The organism is Bacillus sp. CZDM1 (assembly GCF_055502545.1).
Genome location: NZ_JBUESO010000007.1, coordinates 251,115 through 265,154 on the forward strand (window position 1 = coordinate 251,115; position 14,040 = coordinate 265,154).

Genomic DNA, 14,040 nt, shown 5'->3' on the forward strand with positions numbered 1-14,040 from the left:
TCTACTTTTTAAATCCTGGTTCACAGCAAAGATGTTCTATGTTACTATCGGAAAGGCTTTGGAAAAATGCTATCATCATAAATCGTAGAACTTGGAAATCAAGTCATCTCACCTTCCAAACCACATAACTAAAAATACATACGAGGTGTATGATGAAAACAAACAAATCGATTCAAATTGAAAATACAAAACTATTAATGGACATCGTTGAGTTAAAAATAAAACTTAGTGAATTATTTAACCGAACAGGCCCGAATACTTCCGAATATGTAAGCCTGAAAATCAACCTCGATTTCCTTATGAATGAATATTTTGAAGAAAAAATTGAACATCTAATGTAAAAGGTAGAGACCAGCTTAAAATTTGCTGGTCTCTTCCTTTATCTGATCCAAAACGACGTCATTCCACAAACTCTTGCAGTATCCTCCAGAACGCTTGATGGGATGATGTAAATTAATAGAACCTTAAACCTTTGTTCATAATTTGTTCATACTTACGGGGTAAGATAAATACGTGAAGAGGACAAACTTTTTTCTCTCTCTTTCATAACCCCCTTTTATAAGATTTCTTTTTGGACTCGGCAACTGGCCGGGTCCTTTTTTTTACAAAAAAGTTTTTGTTGCAAGAGCGCTTTCATTTGGTATATAATATCCATAAACCGATTTACTAAACCGGTTTATTAAAACAATTTATCATTTTACTACTTCAAAGAAGGTGTCATACCATGCAAAATGTGATTGTCCCTTTAAATGCTTTTGATAGAGTTGAAGTGTTAGAGAAAGGGCAAACTTCCTTTATTAAACTCATTGCCGAATCTGGCGCATATGGGATTGAAATTCGCAGAGAGTTATTTTCAAATCAAGATCCATCATTAGATAGCATGCAGCAAGAAATGGAACAACATCAACTCTTTACCGTCTATTCAGCTCCAATTGAATTGTGGAAAGAAAATTATCAGCTAAATGAACAAGAATTAACAACCATTTTTCAAGAAGGAATAAAGCTAGGAGCAAAGTGGATTAAAGTTTCGCTGGGTCACTTTGATAAAAGACAATCTAGTGTTAGCACCCTCCATTCTTTTTTAAAGCAGCATCCAGAAATTCATTTGTTTGTTGAGAACGACCAGACTCTATATGGCGGAAATGTTAACAATTTAAAGTCCTTTTTTGAAAGCGCCACCGCGCAGAACGTTCCTGTGAAAATGACGTTTGATGCTGGCAACTGGTACTATTCCAAACAGGATGTAGACGAAGCTTTAACTCAACTTTCGCAATATGTTCATTATCTTCATCTAAAACAGGTTAATCAGGAAAACGGCGAGCTCGTAACTGTACCACTTCAAAAAGGTATTGGTCACAGCTGGGAAAAGGTGATGACCAGCCTTCCTAACGATCTAGTGAAAGCGCTTGAGTTCCCGATTGAACCAACATTACGCACAAAAGAGTATATTCAAATGATGACAGAAAGTGAGGCGTTAGCATGAAACAATTAGATATCGTAACATTTGGCGAAGCAATGACCATGTTCATGGCCAATCATCCTGGTCCATTAAGCGAAGTCAGCCAATTTACCCGCGAGCTTGCAGGGGCTGAAACGAACGTGGCAATTGGGTTGGCACGCCTTGGACTCGGCTCTGGCTGGGCAAGTAAAGTAGGCAGCGACGCATTTGGAAAATTCATTATCAACCGTCTTAAAAATGAAAACGTCAACATCAATCATGTTTTGTTGGACAGTAAGTACCCAACTGGATTCCAATTAAAATCGATGGTGCTAGAAGGAGATCCGGAGGTTCAATACTTCCGTAAAGGATCGGCTGCCAGCCATCTAAATAAAGACGATTTCAATGAAGAGTATTTTCTAGAAGCTAAACACCTTCATATGACGGGTATTCCATTAGCAATCTCGGAAGATGCACGTGGTTTTGCCAAACATGCTTTAGCCTTTATGAAAAAAAATAATCGAAAGGTGTCCTTTGACCCGAATTTACGGCCGGCTCTTTGGGCATCACATGAAGAAATGGTAAGAGAAATCAATGAAGTGGCCTTCCAAACTGATTACGTATTACCAGGGCTGGCTGAGGGTGAAATCTTAACAGGTTACATAAATCCAAGCGACATCGCTTCCTTTTACTTAGACAAGGGTGTCGAGCTTGTGGTCATTAAGCTTGGACCGGCGGGAGCTTATTATAAAAGTGCAGCCGAAGAAGGAACCGTACTCGGATTTCCTGTAGAAAAAGTCGTTGATACCGTTGGTGCAGGTGATGGTTTTGCTGTAGGAGTAATTAGTGGACTCCTTGAAGGTCTCTCCTTTTATGACGCGGTGATACGAGGAAATGCAATTGGTTCGCTGGCTGTTCAGTCACCTGGTGACAATGATGGCTATCCAACCAAGGAACAGTTAGAAAAATATATCGAAAATAATATACAGGGAGTGAACGAACATGAAACAAACCATAGCTAAAAAAAGATGGTTCTATCTGATTCCAATTGCTTTTATTACTTACAGCCTTGCCTATCTTGACCGTGCCAATTACGGGTTTGGAGCCGCTTCTGGATTAGCGAAAGACCTTGATATCACGGCAGCTACCTCCTCCCTGCTCGGTGCACTTTTCTTCTTAGGCTATTTCTTTTTCCAAGTTCCGGGTGCTGCTTACGCAGAGAAAAAGAGTGCCAAGGTACTAATTTTTTGGTCCTTGATTGCTTGGGGCTTACTTGCTACGGCTACAGGTATGGTAACGAATGTGAAATTACTGTTCGTGATTCGTTTCTCCCTTGGTGTCGTAGAAAGTGCTGTCATGCCGTCCATGCTAGTACTCTTAAGCAACTGGTTTACGAAAAAAGAACGTTCTCGTGCCAATACCTTCTTAATTCTTGGTAACCCTGCAACCGTATTATGGATGTCGATTGTTTCTGGTTACCTCGTTGAATCTGTCGGCTGGAGATGGATGTTTATTATTGAAGGTCTGCCTGCTGTGATTTGGGCATTCATTTGGTGGAAGTTAGTCAATGATAAGCCGAAAGATGCAAAATGGTTAACCGATAAAGAAAAGTCTGACCTTGAACTACAATTAGCAAAAGAACAAGAAGGAATTAAGCCGGTTAAAAATTACGCTGAGGCCTTTAAATCAAAACCCGTTATTTTACTTAGTATTCAATACTTCCTATGGAGCATTGGTGTCTATGGATTTGTGATGTGGCTCCCTTCTATTATTAAAGCAGCGCCAAATATGGATATTGTCACAACAGGCTGGCTGTCTTCCGTCCCTTATATTTTAGCGATTGTTCTGATGTTAACAGCTTCTTATTTCTCTGATAAAATGATGAATCGCAGTGCTTTTGTTTGGCCTTTCCTATTAATTGGCGCAATCGCATTCTATGCTTCTTATGCAATTGGAACGCAGCATTTCTGGATTTCCTTTGTCCTATTAATCATTGCAGGTGGGGCGATGTATGCTCCGTATGGTCCATTTTTTGCAATCATTCCTGAAATCCTGCCACGTAACGTTGCAGGTGGGGCGATGGCTCTTATTAACTCTATGGGGGCATTAGGATCATTCGTTGGTGCCTATATCGTGGGATATTTGAACGGTGCTACAGGCGGATTTGGTGCTTCTTATATCTTTATGGCAGGATCATTATTCCTTTCTGCAATCTTAACGATTTGGGCGGTAAATGTCGCAAAAAAGGATAGCAGCAAGCCCGCAGATATGGAAATGAGCGCGTAGAACCAGGTTATTTTAAAAATAGTAGAAAGAGGATGACACATGTAACTGTCATCCTCTTTTCTGTTATGTGATCTCCTATTACTGCCAGCCACTGGATAAATAGTAAATTTGTCGTTAAAATGAAAGCAGTGACCAATGGAAAGAGGAAGATAGGCATGGAAAAAGTTACAATGGCCGACGTGGCCCGTGAAGCTGGTGTATCAAAGAGCACTGTTTCTCAATATTTAAATAAACGATATGAATATATGGGTGAAAAAACAAAGCAGAAAATTGAAGAAGCCATCACCACCCTTGGCTACCAGCCAAATTTCTTGGCGCGAAGTCTTAAGCAAAAACGCACTTCTCTTATTGGAATCATTGTCGCGAATATTACTCACTATTTTTCAACAGAGGTTAGCCGCGCCGTTGAGGATTTCTTCCATCAATACGATTTACAGGCAATCGTCTGCAACGCTGATGATGACCCTGAAAAAGAAAAGAAATACATTGAAATGCTCCGAGCCAAACAAGTGGATGGTTTGATCATTTTTCCCACAGGGAAAAACCATGCTTTATATGAAAGCATGGTTAAGCAAAACTATCCTGTTGTATTTGTAGATAGAAAAGTAGAAAATCCAGATGTATTTACCGTGATTACTGATAATACTGAATCCACATACAAGGCGATTCAACACTTTATTTCGAAGGGACATCAGAATATTGCCTTCGCCGTGCAGCCACTGACAGTCAGTACACGGATAGATAGATTAGAAGGATACAAAAACGCACTAACAGATGCAGGGTTAGAATTGAATCCAGACTTCATTATTGAAGGAAGTATAGCTGAAATGAAAGGAAAACTGGAACAGCTCTTTTCCTTAGATGTAAAACCAACGGCCCTATTTGCAGCAAATGACCGTGTTTTTATCACACTTGGAGAATTTATAAAAGAAAAAGGGATCAAGTTTGGAAAGGACCTTGATGTAGTCGTATTTGACAATATCCCATTCTCGCAAATGCTCGAGACCACCCTCTCCTTTATCATCCAGCCCGCAACCGAAATGGGCAGAAAAGCAGCCGAGCTGCTCTATCAACAAATTCAAAAAGAAAACCATGAACCACAAGTATTCGTATTTCCGAGTAAAATGATGTAGTGCTTTGGTCTCGGTGCCTGTCACCGCTCGTGGACACTGTCCATCTCAGGCGGACAGTAGGTACGTATCCTCCTGGCACCGAGGCCACCTTTTCCCTATTGAAGAACGCTTACAATTGAAGTATAATCATTTAATAAATCGATTTAGTAAACCGATTTATCTAACTGCTGAAAAAGGAGTTTAGACGATGAAAATACAGCTTGCTTTGGATCGAATGGAAATAAACGAAGCGATCGAATTAACAAGAAAAGTGGCGGATTCGATTGATTGGATTGAGGTCGGGACCTCATTAATCAAGGAATTTGGGATGGCTAGTGTTAAAGAGATGAAAAAAGCTTTCCCTGCTAAAACGATTGTTGCCGATATCAAAACGATAGATAATGCCCGTTATGAGTTTGAAATGTGTTTTGAGGCTGGAGCCGATGTCGCTACAGTGATGGGTGTGTCTCCCCTGGTAACAATTGACGCATGTATGGACGTTGCCGGGCGATACAACAAAACAGTGATGATTGATTTATTAAATACATCTGAACAGCAAAAAAGAGATTTAATGAAATACAAAAATGCAGTATTTTGTGAGCATGTGAGTAAGGATCAGCAGGAGGAACTCGGTGCCTCCAATCATGGTTCAGGAAGTAATAACATCTATGAATCCAGCATGACCATTGCGGCAGCGGGCGGGATTACCTTGGAGTCATTGGCATCCTTACAAAAGACGCTCAATCCATCTGTCGTAATTATTGGTTCAGCCATTACAAAGGCGGAGAATCCAGCAGAAGCTGCGGCAAAATTTAAATGTGTGGAGGCCAGATAAAACATGTTACTCATTCCTACTATTATAAAAGAAATAGAAACAGTGTTAAGCCAAGTAGAAGAAAACCAACTTCAAGATACTGCAGTCCAATTGCAAAAAGCGAAGCGTATTTTTGTCATTGGTGAAGGACGTTCCGGCTTGATGGCAAAATCGTTTGCGATGCGCTTAATGCACTTAGGAGCAACCGTTTATGTTGTAGGTGAAACCATCTCCCCTTCAATTGCCGATGGTGACCTATTAGTAGCTATATCCGGCTCAGGTACAACCAAGAATGTCGTTTGGACCGCTGAAAAAACAAATTCGCTTGGCTGTTCCGTGGTGGGTGTTACCACAAATCCTGAATCACCATTAGCAGTCGCTGCAACCACTATTCTTCACGTTCCAGCTGCCACCAAATATCGCCGTGAGAATGAACTAAGAACCATTCAGCCGCTTGGTTCACTATTTGACCAGTGTGCTCATATTGTATTTGATACCCTATGTCTTCAGTACAGCGAAATTACTCAAGTGGACCACACAGCTGCATTTAGTCGTCATAGTAATTTAGAATAGGGTAATTTCAAAGACCCATTTACAATGGGTCTTTCCTTTTCGACAACGTTTGCTAGTTTTTCAACTTAAATAAACGTTTAATTAAAACAGCTGGAGACCCTTTTGATAAACGAACATTGAATAGTTTTCCGGGAAATTTTTTGTCGAGGATTAGGTAAGTTCTTCTTGGCAAGTTACAAATTCTGTCACACAGGGCTAATTTGCTGCACTAGCAGGCTGTTTTTGACAGCGCAAGAACTAATCAAACATTTGATTAGTTTGAGGCTGAACCCAATGAATGCGTGGGGTTTCTATGGAAAATGAGTGCAAGACCTGTCGAAGGGAATGTGCATTTTTACAGTAGAAAAATCCCTGCCACCTTAGTAGTCAGGGATTTAGATTTTAAGCTAGTGACCCATTTTGCTAGTAGTAAGATATTGGATAATAATATTATATTGCCAAGTCGGATTCGATCTTTGGACTTAAATGAAAGGCAATTTTACCACTTGCAACTTTATCTAAATGCCACCACCACTCACTTAACGGTTCATCTGATGATGAGAAGTCATAAATTTCTCCGATATGTTCTGACATCGATTTGGCATTTTTAATTAATTCCGTATCATAACTCAATAATTTAATTTTTTCTTCATTTGTCAGCTCTTGAATAACTGATTCTAAGTTACTTCGTCTATGCAGCATATCAACCGATTCAAATGGGCTTACCTCAATATCAACTACACATTTTCCGTAGATTTCAATACTTTTATTGTGTCTAGACATCATTGAACACCTCCTCAACTTTCCCAAAATATTCATATCCCTTTTTCTTTGAGAGATAATCAAAATAATCCCCATCAATCGGGAAGGAAGTCTCCATTAAACAATCCTCTCCTATAATTACAATCCATAATCCATCTCCAAAAACGATATAATTCTTCTTAAATCCTTTAACAAAGTATAAATAAATATCATTTCCTCTACCATTCATTATATTCAATATAATAGCTTCGTAATCCTTTAACGTAAAGTCGTTAGGAATGTGTCCGTATTCTTTCCTAACCCTAAGATGGTTTATATCCTTTCCCTTTTTCCACTTTAATCCATCTGTATTAACCTGATTAATTATGTATCGAACTTTTTCTATTATCTTTTCTCTCACTTATCCTTCCCTCCTTCTTTCGTACAAATGATCCAATAGCAAGCCTATTTACTATCTATACTTTATAAAAAAGAAAAGTCTCATGAATTCAGAACTATGATCACTTTTTCTAAATAGTCATTACAATCTATGATTACTGTCAATGGTATAGGAAAAATGCTTAATGACGGAACACTGATTTGGGGAACAATTACAGAGGTTTTTGATGGGGATGTCTTATTAAAAATACCTCAATATTTCTCGAGGCAAGTCGAAAAAACACTTTGTAAGGATCGGATTTTCCAACTGATATTAATACCATTCGTAAATCAACAGGATATTTTCTAATGATTACAGCTCTACCTGGAACATGAAGTATTAAGTCTTTGTGATGAAAGTAATGCTCAATTGATATCCTAAGCAGGTGCCCAATGGGGGGAAGTTCAACAGTTGACCTCCAACTATCAAGCTCAAGTAATGATTTGAATCGCTGACTTTCTCCACTGTACTTTCATAAATGGTCGTCCATCAATCTGCTAATCTCTTCTTCCGATAATATAGGGTTTTCATCTTCTAAAGCCTCTAAAAGTTTTCTTTCCTCTTCCTGGTCACTTACCTCATAAACATTGGGTTCTTTTATTTGCTCGACTTCAAATAAAAGAAATTTTCGATTACCTATTTGAAAATACGACTCACCTGAATTAACGGCTTTTTTTATTTCTTCATCTTCCAATTTAATTGGTTTCACGTAGGCATCTCTCCTTGCTATAATTTAACATTATTGTACCATTCTTCAGCTCATATTGAAAAATCTAATTACGGCATAAACGGTGATACACATAATAGTGAAGTGATACTTTTAAAAAACTCACCATACAATCATAAAAGCAGTGATATCCACTGCTTTTTCCCATGTCTTCTTATTTAAATGCCTTCACCGAAGGAGCCTCATAGTTTAGAAATTTATCGAGCAAGGCCGCCGGCTCTTCCTCAATAATTGCCATCGAACCGAATTTTTCCTGCAGAAACTTTTGTTCGATCATATGCTCGAACAATCGAATCAGTGGGTCGTAATAACGATTGATGTTGAGAAGTCCGCACGGCTTTTTATGGAGCCCAATTTGTCCCCAGGTAAATACCTCGAAAAACTCTTCTAGCGTTCCAGTCCCGCCGGGCATCACCACAAATCCATCCACCAACTCGGCCATTTTTGCTTTTCGTTCATGCATGGTGTCCACAGTGATTAATTCCGTTAACCCCTTATGGGAGATTTCACGTTTCTCCAAAATCTTAGGTATCACACCAATCGCATGCCCGCCTTCATTTAACACCGTATCTGCGACGGCGCCCATCAATCCGATACTTGAACCTCCATAAACCAAGGTAATATTCCGCTTCGCAAGCTCTTTCCCTAATTGAATCGCTCCTGTTTTATAAGCCTCTGAAGCACCTAAACTTGAACCGCAATATACCGCCACTCGTTTCATGCTGCCGCCTCCTAAGTTTACCGTTTTACTATGATTATATGGAAAGATTGTAAGTAAAACAAACTTAAGAAACAGGAAGTAATCTTCCTGCTCCTAAAGAAAGCTGCGCTCTCGCTTCAAAAAAATAGTAGACATCTCTCTGGGTTTCACCCAAACATACGGCAAATGGCTGGTTTTTTGATTAAAAATGGAGATAAGTTCATCGAAGCCTTTCATCGCATAGAGATTAAACGCAGGACCGTTTGCCGTCTTAACAAGTATACGCCTGGTAGTCAAATGGTCTTCTTCACTTTCATTATCATAGTATCTGGTTTCCGTAATCTCTCCCCAGCCGTACTCATGGAGTGACGTTCCTTTAGCTTTGTTCACAATCTTCACGGTAAAGCCTTTATCGTGACAAATAACCATTTTATCCGTCCCATAGTACATAAACAAACCAAAGGCTGCTACCGCTAACAAAAGAACCACTGAACCGAGTAAAACATTACTAGTAATAACTCCTATACCGACTATTCCAATGATAGCACCGGCAATCATCGCCATTCTTACAGAATCATGATTCGAAAACTCCTTACCCATCACAACACCCCCTTTTTTTAAATTTATGAACTTCGTTACCTTATATGTTATGTCCTAAAAATAAACATAAAAATCACACAATTAACAATGAGCTCTCAAGCTTTTTTACTATTATAAAAGTCTTCCAATCTTAAGAAATTCTTAAGATTTCTGATAAATTAATATTAAGATTTTCCATTTACTATTATGATAGGGATAGATGCTACTAGAAAGCAGGCGGGAAAATGGAGCATTATTTTGTATTGGTTGTCGATGATGAGATGGAAATACGTGATGCGATTGAAATCTATCTAAAAAATGAAGGAATTACAGTCTTAAAGGCAAAGGACGGGATTGAGGCACTTGAGATTTTAAATGAGCACCAGGTCCATCTGATTATCTTGGATGTGATGATGCCGAAGCTTGATGGAATTTCAGCTACATATAAAATACGGGAAATGAAAAACATACCAATCATCATCCTCAGTGCCAAAAGTGAGGATACGGACAAAATCCTTGGTCTTCAAGTGGGAGCAGATGACTACGTCACAAAGCCGTTCAATCCCATGGAGCTGGTGGCGCGCGTTAAATCACAATTGAGAAGGTATGTAACATTTGGTACCTATGAAGGAATCAAAAAAGTTATTAATTTGAACGGGCTTACCTTAGATTCTGAAGCAAAAGAAGTGACTGTCCACGGCGAACCTGTGAAGTTGACACCGATTGAATATAAAATCGTTGAGCTGCTAATGACCAATGCAGGAAGGGTGTTCTCGATTAACGAAATCTATGAGCGGGTTTGGAAGGAACCTGGATATAACGCAGAAAACACCGTAGCGGTCCATATTCGTAAAATTCGTGAAAAGGTCGAGATCGATGCGAAAAACCCAAGATATCTAAAGGTGGTGTGGGGAATTGGCTACAAAATTGAAAAATAATCTAGGTCTTACTGTCCTAATCCTATTGCTCACCTTTGGGCTAAGCAGCCTTTTCACCCTATTTACTTTAGGAAACTCATATTCTAGCAAAGACTATTTCGAGACACCTCAATTTTGGAGCGAGATCGATCAATTCGTCGGCTATCTAAGTGTTTTCGAGCTAAATGACATAAAAATGGAGGACGCGAAGAAATCATTAAGCGTAACTGAAGCCGAAATGAATCAGTACCGATTCCGAAATGGAAGTCTATCAAGTCAAATTGCTAGCATTGAAGCAGAGTATGATGCACAAATCGAAGTTGAATTTGATGAAAGTCTTCAGGGATCGAACAACGGGGATTCCACGACAATTTTTGCGGAGAGAGATGCAAAAATAGAGGAACTCACGAAAATCTTTAACAATGATGAATATGTGAAATCAAAGGTACTCGATGAAAAGGAAAAAAGCCTGGAGGCATACTATCGGGATAGAGAAAATTACCGTGAGGACTATTCCCGCTACAAAAACGCTTTTTTCTACTATATGAAAGATGGGTCCCAGGTATATACGAATTTAAATCTTACAGCAAATGAATCGCCAACGAAATATCTAAACAATCAAAACACCACGGTTTATCGAACAAGCTATTCGATACCGAGAGATCATGTACTTCATTTTACGCTTTCCGGCTATGAAGAACTAACGGACTCTGTTGCTCCGAAAACCAGTGATGGAGTAGAAGCACAAATTGCTGTCCGAAATTCCTCCAACTTCATCATGGCTGAGAAGGAAAGGTACGAACAGACACAGTTCCTTTTAATCGTATATAGCCTGGTTGGTTTAGCGGCGTTAATCTTATCACTCTTTTTTATAAAAAAATCAAAGGCCATTCCCGCTGCAGTGGAACGGTGGCGCCCTCTTTATAGTAAACTTCCAATTGACGTTAGAGTGGTCTTGTTACTAGGAACCTGCTTCGCTGACATCTTCACGTTGTTTCTAATCAATGATGAATTGCTTTTTTTTAGTAGTTATCCTTATTTATTATATGGTGTCGAACTTGGGCTGTGGGGTATTTTGGCAGCGGTTCTATCATATACAGCCCTTTTGCAGTGGAAGCTTCTTTCTTCAGAAAAGTTAAATGCCGCTTGGAAAAAGTCAATTTTACTGAAAGCAGGAGTGCTGGCAAAGATCCTCTACCATAAATCCTTACATTATATTGATGAATCAGCTGACAGCCTGCACGAAGCCTTTTTAAATCGCAGCACTGGAACTCAGTTATTTATTGTTTTAGGTGCGGTTTTTGGATTAGGATTAGCTTCCATAATGGTCGTGATTCATCCTATTTTCATACTGGTATATCTGCTATTGCTCGCTGTGATTGGGATACCACTTGGAGTTACGATCGTGAATCGAATTGGATATTTTAACAGAATTGTAGAAAAAACAGACGAGCTGGCTGCAGGTAAATTAGGGGAAGACCTTCAGCTGACTGGAAAAACAGTATTGGCGACTCTTGCTGGCAATGTAAATATGTTAAAACAAGGGGTAAAGGCATCAGAAAATGCACAAGCAAAAAGTGAACGCCTGAAGACCGAATTGATTACAAATGTCAGCCACGATTTGCGGACACCGCTCACCTCCATTATTACGTATACGGAGCTTTTAAAGGCTGCAGAGATATCGAATGAGGAAAGAGCTGCTTATCTGGAAATCATCGATCGAAAATCAAAGCGGTTAAAGGTATTGATTGATGATTTATTTGAAGTCTCAAAAATGGCGAGCGGCAATATCCAGTTAACGAAGGAAAAGGTGGATCTCGTTCAGCTTTTACAACAAGCACTCGGGGAATATGATGAAATGATCAAAGATTCGACCTTGCAGTTCCGGGTACCCAACACAGAAAAACCTTTACTTGCATGGGTAGATGGCCAGAAGCTGTGGCGTGTCTTCGATAACTTAATTGGCAATATCCTCAAATATTCACTGGAAAACTCACGTGTCTATATTGCAATCGTGGAAATGAATGATCAAGCGGTGATTACATTTAAAAACGTTTCTAAATATGAAATGAGTGATAACGGCGAGGAACTGTTTGAAAGATTCAAACGGGGAGATACATCACGGCAAACGGAAGGCTCTGGCCTAGGGCTGGCGATTGCAAAATCTATCATCGACCTACATGAAGGAACGCTAGATATCGAGACAGATGGGGATTTATTTAAAGTCACCATTCTATTAGACTGTTTCGAAAAAGATGGATCAAACAAAGCTTAATAATATCTTAACCTAATATTAACCTTTTTTTTATGTTTAGCTGGCATAATGTAAATATGAAGGTGTTACGTACTTTGCCCAGCTTTCATACCCCTATTTGGATTCGGCACATGCCGAATCTTTTTTTAATTTTTCCAAGGTTGTGGTTGTACTGGAAATTACTATATTATAGAGTCAGAGATATCCATGAAATGGAACACATAAAATACAGTCCTCAAGTTTTAAAAAATAGTTACATACTACCAATAAAATGGAGGGAATCATATGTATCCAAATATTTTAAGACACCCAGGACCAACGCCAATACCTAAAAAGGTTCAGCTTGCCATGAACCAGGATATGATCAGTCATCGCACCGGGGAATTTGTACGGTTATACCAAGAAACGACCAATCGTGTGAAACCTATTTTCGGAACGGAGCAAGATATCTTACTACTTCCATCAGGCGGTACGGCCGCATTAGAAGCAGCTGCTGTAAATACAGTTTCCCCTGGAGATGAGGTGGTGGTCATCACCGTCGGCGCCTTTGGTGATTATTTCGTTTCGATTTGTGAGAAAAATGGCTTTAAGGTACATAAGCTTGAAAAAAGCTGGGGCGAGGCCTGTACAGAAGAGGATTTGATTCAGTTTCTAAAATCTTTATCGAATATAAAAGCTGTTTTTGCCACCTACAACGAGACCTCAACAGGTATCCTTAACCCCATTGAAAAATTAGCAAAAGTGGTTCGTACCCATACGGATGCTCTATTTATCGTCGATGGCGTTAGCTGCCTCGGTGGAGCTCCTGCTGAGATGGATCAATGGGGAATTGATATTTTAGTAACTGGGTCACAAAAAGCGATGATGCTCCCTCCTGGACTGGCACTTTTAAGCGTCAGTGAAAGAGCCTGGAAAGTGATAGAGGGAAATAATACACCTTCCTATTACTTGGATTTATTAAGCTATCGTGAGTGGGCTTCAAAAGGAATGACACCCAACACTCCAGCGATTTCATTAATTTTTGGACTTTCAGCTGTTTGTGATTTGATTGATGAGGAAGGCGGATTTGCACAAACCGTGGCTAGACATGAATTAATGAAAAAGATGGTTCGTGAATCGATGAAGGCACTTTCTATTGGACTGTTGACATCTGATGAGTATGCATCTCCTACTATTACCGCAATATATGCTCCAGAAGGAGTAGAATTATCTCCGTTCATCAGTCATGTAAAGGAGAAATACCATCTCGATTTTGCTGGTGGCCTTGGCCATCTGCAAGGGAAAATTTTCAGATTTGGGCATATGGGCTATTGCTTCCCGAGTGATATCCTTCAAGCCCTTTCACTAATAGAGGCTGGTTTACAAGATTTCTCCTACTCCTTCGAGCCAGGGGCAGGGGTAACTGCAGCACAAAAGGTCTTCTTGTCTGTTCAGCGGAAGTAATCCATAAATATTAACCATAAAAAGACGATTCGAACGAA

The 14,040-nt window shown here is 39.5% G+C and carries 15 protein-coding genes; 10 read left to right on the top strand and 5 right to left on the bottom strand.

From position 1 onward, the window contains the following. The first annotated feature begins 152 nt into the window (after positions 1–152). The 7 genes from ACY3XC_RS17795 (at position 153) to hxlB (ending at position 6,223) form a co-directional block, all read left to right on the top strand. A complete protein-coding gene (locus tag ACY3XC_RS17795; RefSeq protein WP_464869741.1) occupies positions 153–341 on the top strand; it encodes a hypothetical protein in 189 nt (62 codons plus the stop codon). Between the two features lie 383 nt (positions 342–724). After that, positions 725–1,483 carry a sugar phosphate isomerase/epimerase family protein gene (locus tag ACY3XC_RS17800; RefSeq protein ID WP_464869742.1) on the top strand — a complete coding sequence of 253 codons (759 nt, stop codon included), beginning with the start codon at positions 725–727 and terminating at the stop codon, positions 1,481–1,483. Further along, positions 1,480–2,460 (top strand): sugar kinase, encoded by a 981-nt coding sequence (locus tag ACY3XC_RS17805; protein ID WP_464869743.1) that lies wholly within the window; start codon positions 1,480–1,482, stop codon positions 2,458–2,460. Before ACY3XC_RS17800 ends, ACY3XC_RS17805 begins: the two co-directional genes overlap by 4 nt. After that, entirely contained in the window at positions 2,441–3,724 is a 1,284-nt protein-coding gene (locus ACY3XC_RS17810; RefSeq protein WP_464869744.1) for an MFS transporter, read from the top strand. Before ACY3XC_RS17805 ends, ACY3XC_RS17810 begins: the two co-directional genes overlap by 20 nt. 155 nt (positions 3,725–3,879) lie before the next feature. Then, complete coding sequence (locus ACY3XC_RS17815; protein WP_464869745.1) at positions 3,880–4,857, top strand: LacI family DNA-binding transcriptional regulator; 978 nt, start codon at positions 3,880–3,882, stop codon at positions 4,855–4,857. Between the two features lie 187 nt (positions 4,858–5,044). After that, on the top strand, positions 5,045–5,671 hold the full coding sequence (gene hxlA / locus ACY3XC_RS17820) for a 3-hexulose-6-phosphate synthase (protein ID WP_464869746.1): 627 nt from the start codon (positions 5,045–5,047) through the stop codon (positions 5,669–5,671). Positions 5,672–5,674: 3 nt separating this feature from the next. Beyond that, complete coding sequence (hxlB, locus tag ACY3XC_RS17825; protein ID WP_464869747.1) at positions 5,675–6,223, top strand: 6-phospho-3-hexuloisomerase; 549 nt, start codon at positions 5,675–5,677, stop codon at positions 6,221–6,223. Positions 6,224–6,652: 429 nt separating this feature from the next. On the opposite strand, the gene ACY3XC_RS17830 is transcribed toward hxlB, so the two are convergent. From ACY3XC_RS17830 to ACY3XC_RS17850, 5 genes are all read right to left on the bottom strand, one after another. Then, a complete protein-coding gene (locus ACY3XC_RS17830) occupies positions 6,653–6,988 on the bottom strand; it encodes a hypothetical protein (RefSeq protein WP_464869748.1) in 336 nt (111 codons plus the stop codon). Continuing rightward, positions 6,978–7,364: a hypothetical protein gene (locus tag ACY3XC_RS17835; protein ID WP_464869749.1), complete on the bottom strand. Its 387-nt coding sequence runs from the start codon at positions 7,362–7,364 to the stop codon at positions 6,978–6,980. The genes ACY3XC_RS17830 and ACY3XC_RS17835 overlap by 11 nt, the downstream gene beginning before the upstream one ends. A gap of 490 nt (positions 7,365–7,854) precedes the next feature. Next, a complete protein-coding gene (locus tag ACY3XC_RS17840) occupies positions 7,855–8,091 on the bottom strand; it encodes a hypothetical protein (RefSeq protein WP_464869750.1) in 237 nt (78 codons plus the stop codon). Positions 8,092–8,263: 172 nt separating this feature from the next. Then, a complete protein-coding gene (locus tag ACY3XC_RS17845) occupies positions 8,264–8,830 on the bottom strand; it encodes an LOG family protein (RefSeq protein ID WP_464869751.1) in 567 nt (188 codons plus the stop codon). Positions 8,831–8,923: 93 nt separating this feature from the next. Then, complete coding sequence (locus ACY3XC_RS17850; protein ID WP_464869752.1) at positions 8,924–9,409, bottom strand: hypothetical protein; 486 nt, start codon at positions 9,407–9,409, stop codon at positions 8,924–8,926. Between the two features lie 224 nt (positions 9,410–9,633). On the opposite strand from ACY3XC_RS17850, the gene ACY3XC_RS17855 reads away from it, so the two are divergent. From ACY3XC_RS17855 to ACY3XC_RS17865, 3 genes are all read left to right on the top strand, one after another. After that, positions 9,634–10,326: a response regulator transcription factor gene (locus ACY3XC_RS17855; protein ID WP_464869753.1), complete on the top strand. Its 693-nt coding sequence runs from the start codon at positions 9,634–9,636 to the stop codon at positions 10,324–10,326. Next, positions 10,304–12,580, top strand: coding sequence for a sensor histidine kinase (locus tag ACY3XC_RS17860; RefSeq protein ID WP_464869754.1), 2,277 nt, complete (start codon positions 10,304–10,306; stop codon positions 12,578–12,580). Before ACY3XC_RS17855 ends, ACY3XC_RS17860 begins: the two co-directional genes overlap by 23 nt. A gap of 264 nt (positions 12,581–12,844) precedes the next feature. Beyond that, positions 12,845–14,002: a pyridoxal-phosphate-dependent aminotransferase family protein gene (locus ACY3XC_RS17865; protein ID WP_464869755.1), complete on the top strand. Its 1,158-nt coding sequence runs from the start codon at positions 12,845–12,847 to the stop codon at positions 14,000–14,002. Positions 14,003–14,040 lie beyond the last annotated feature (38 nt).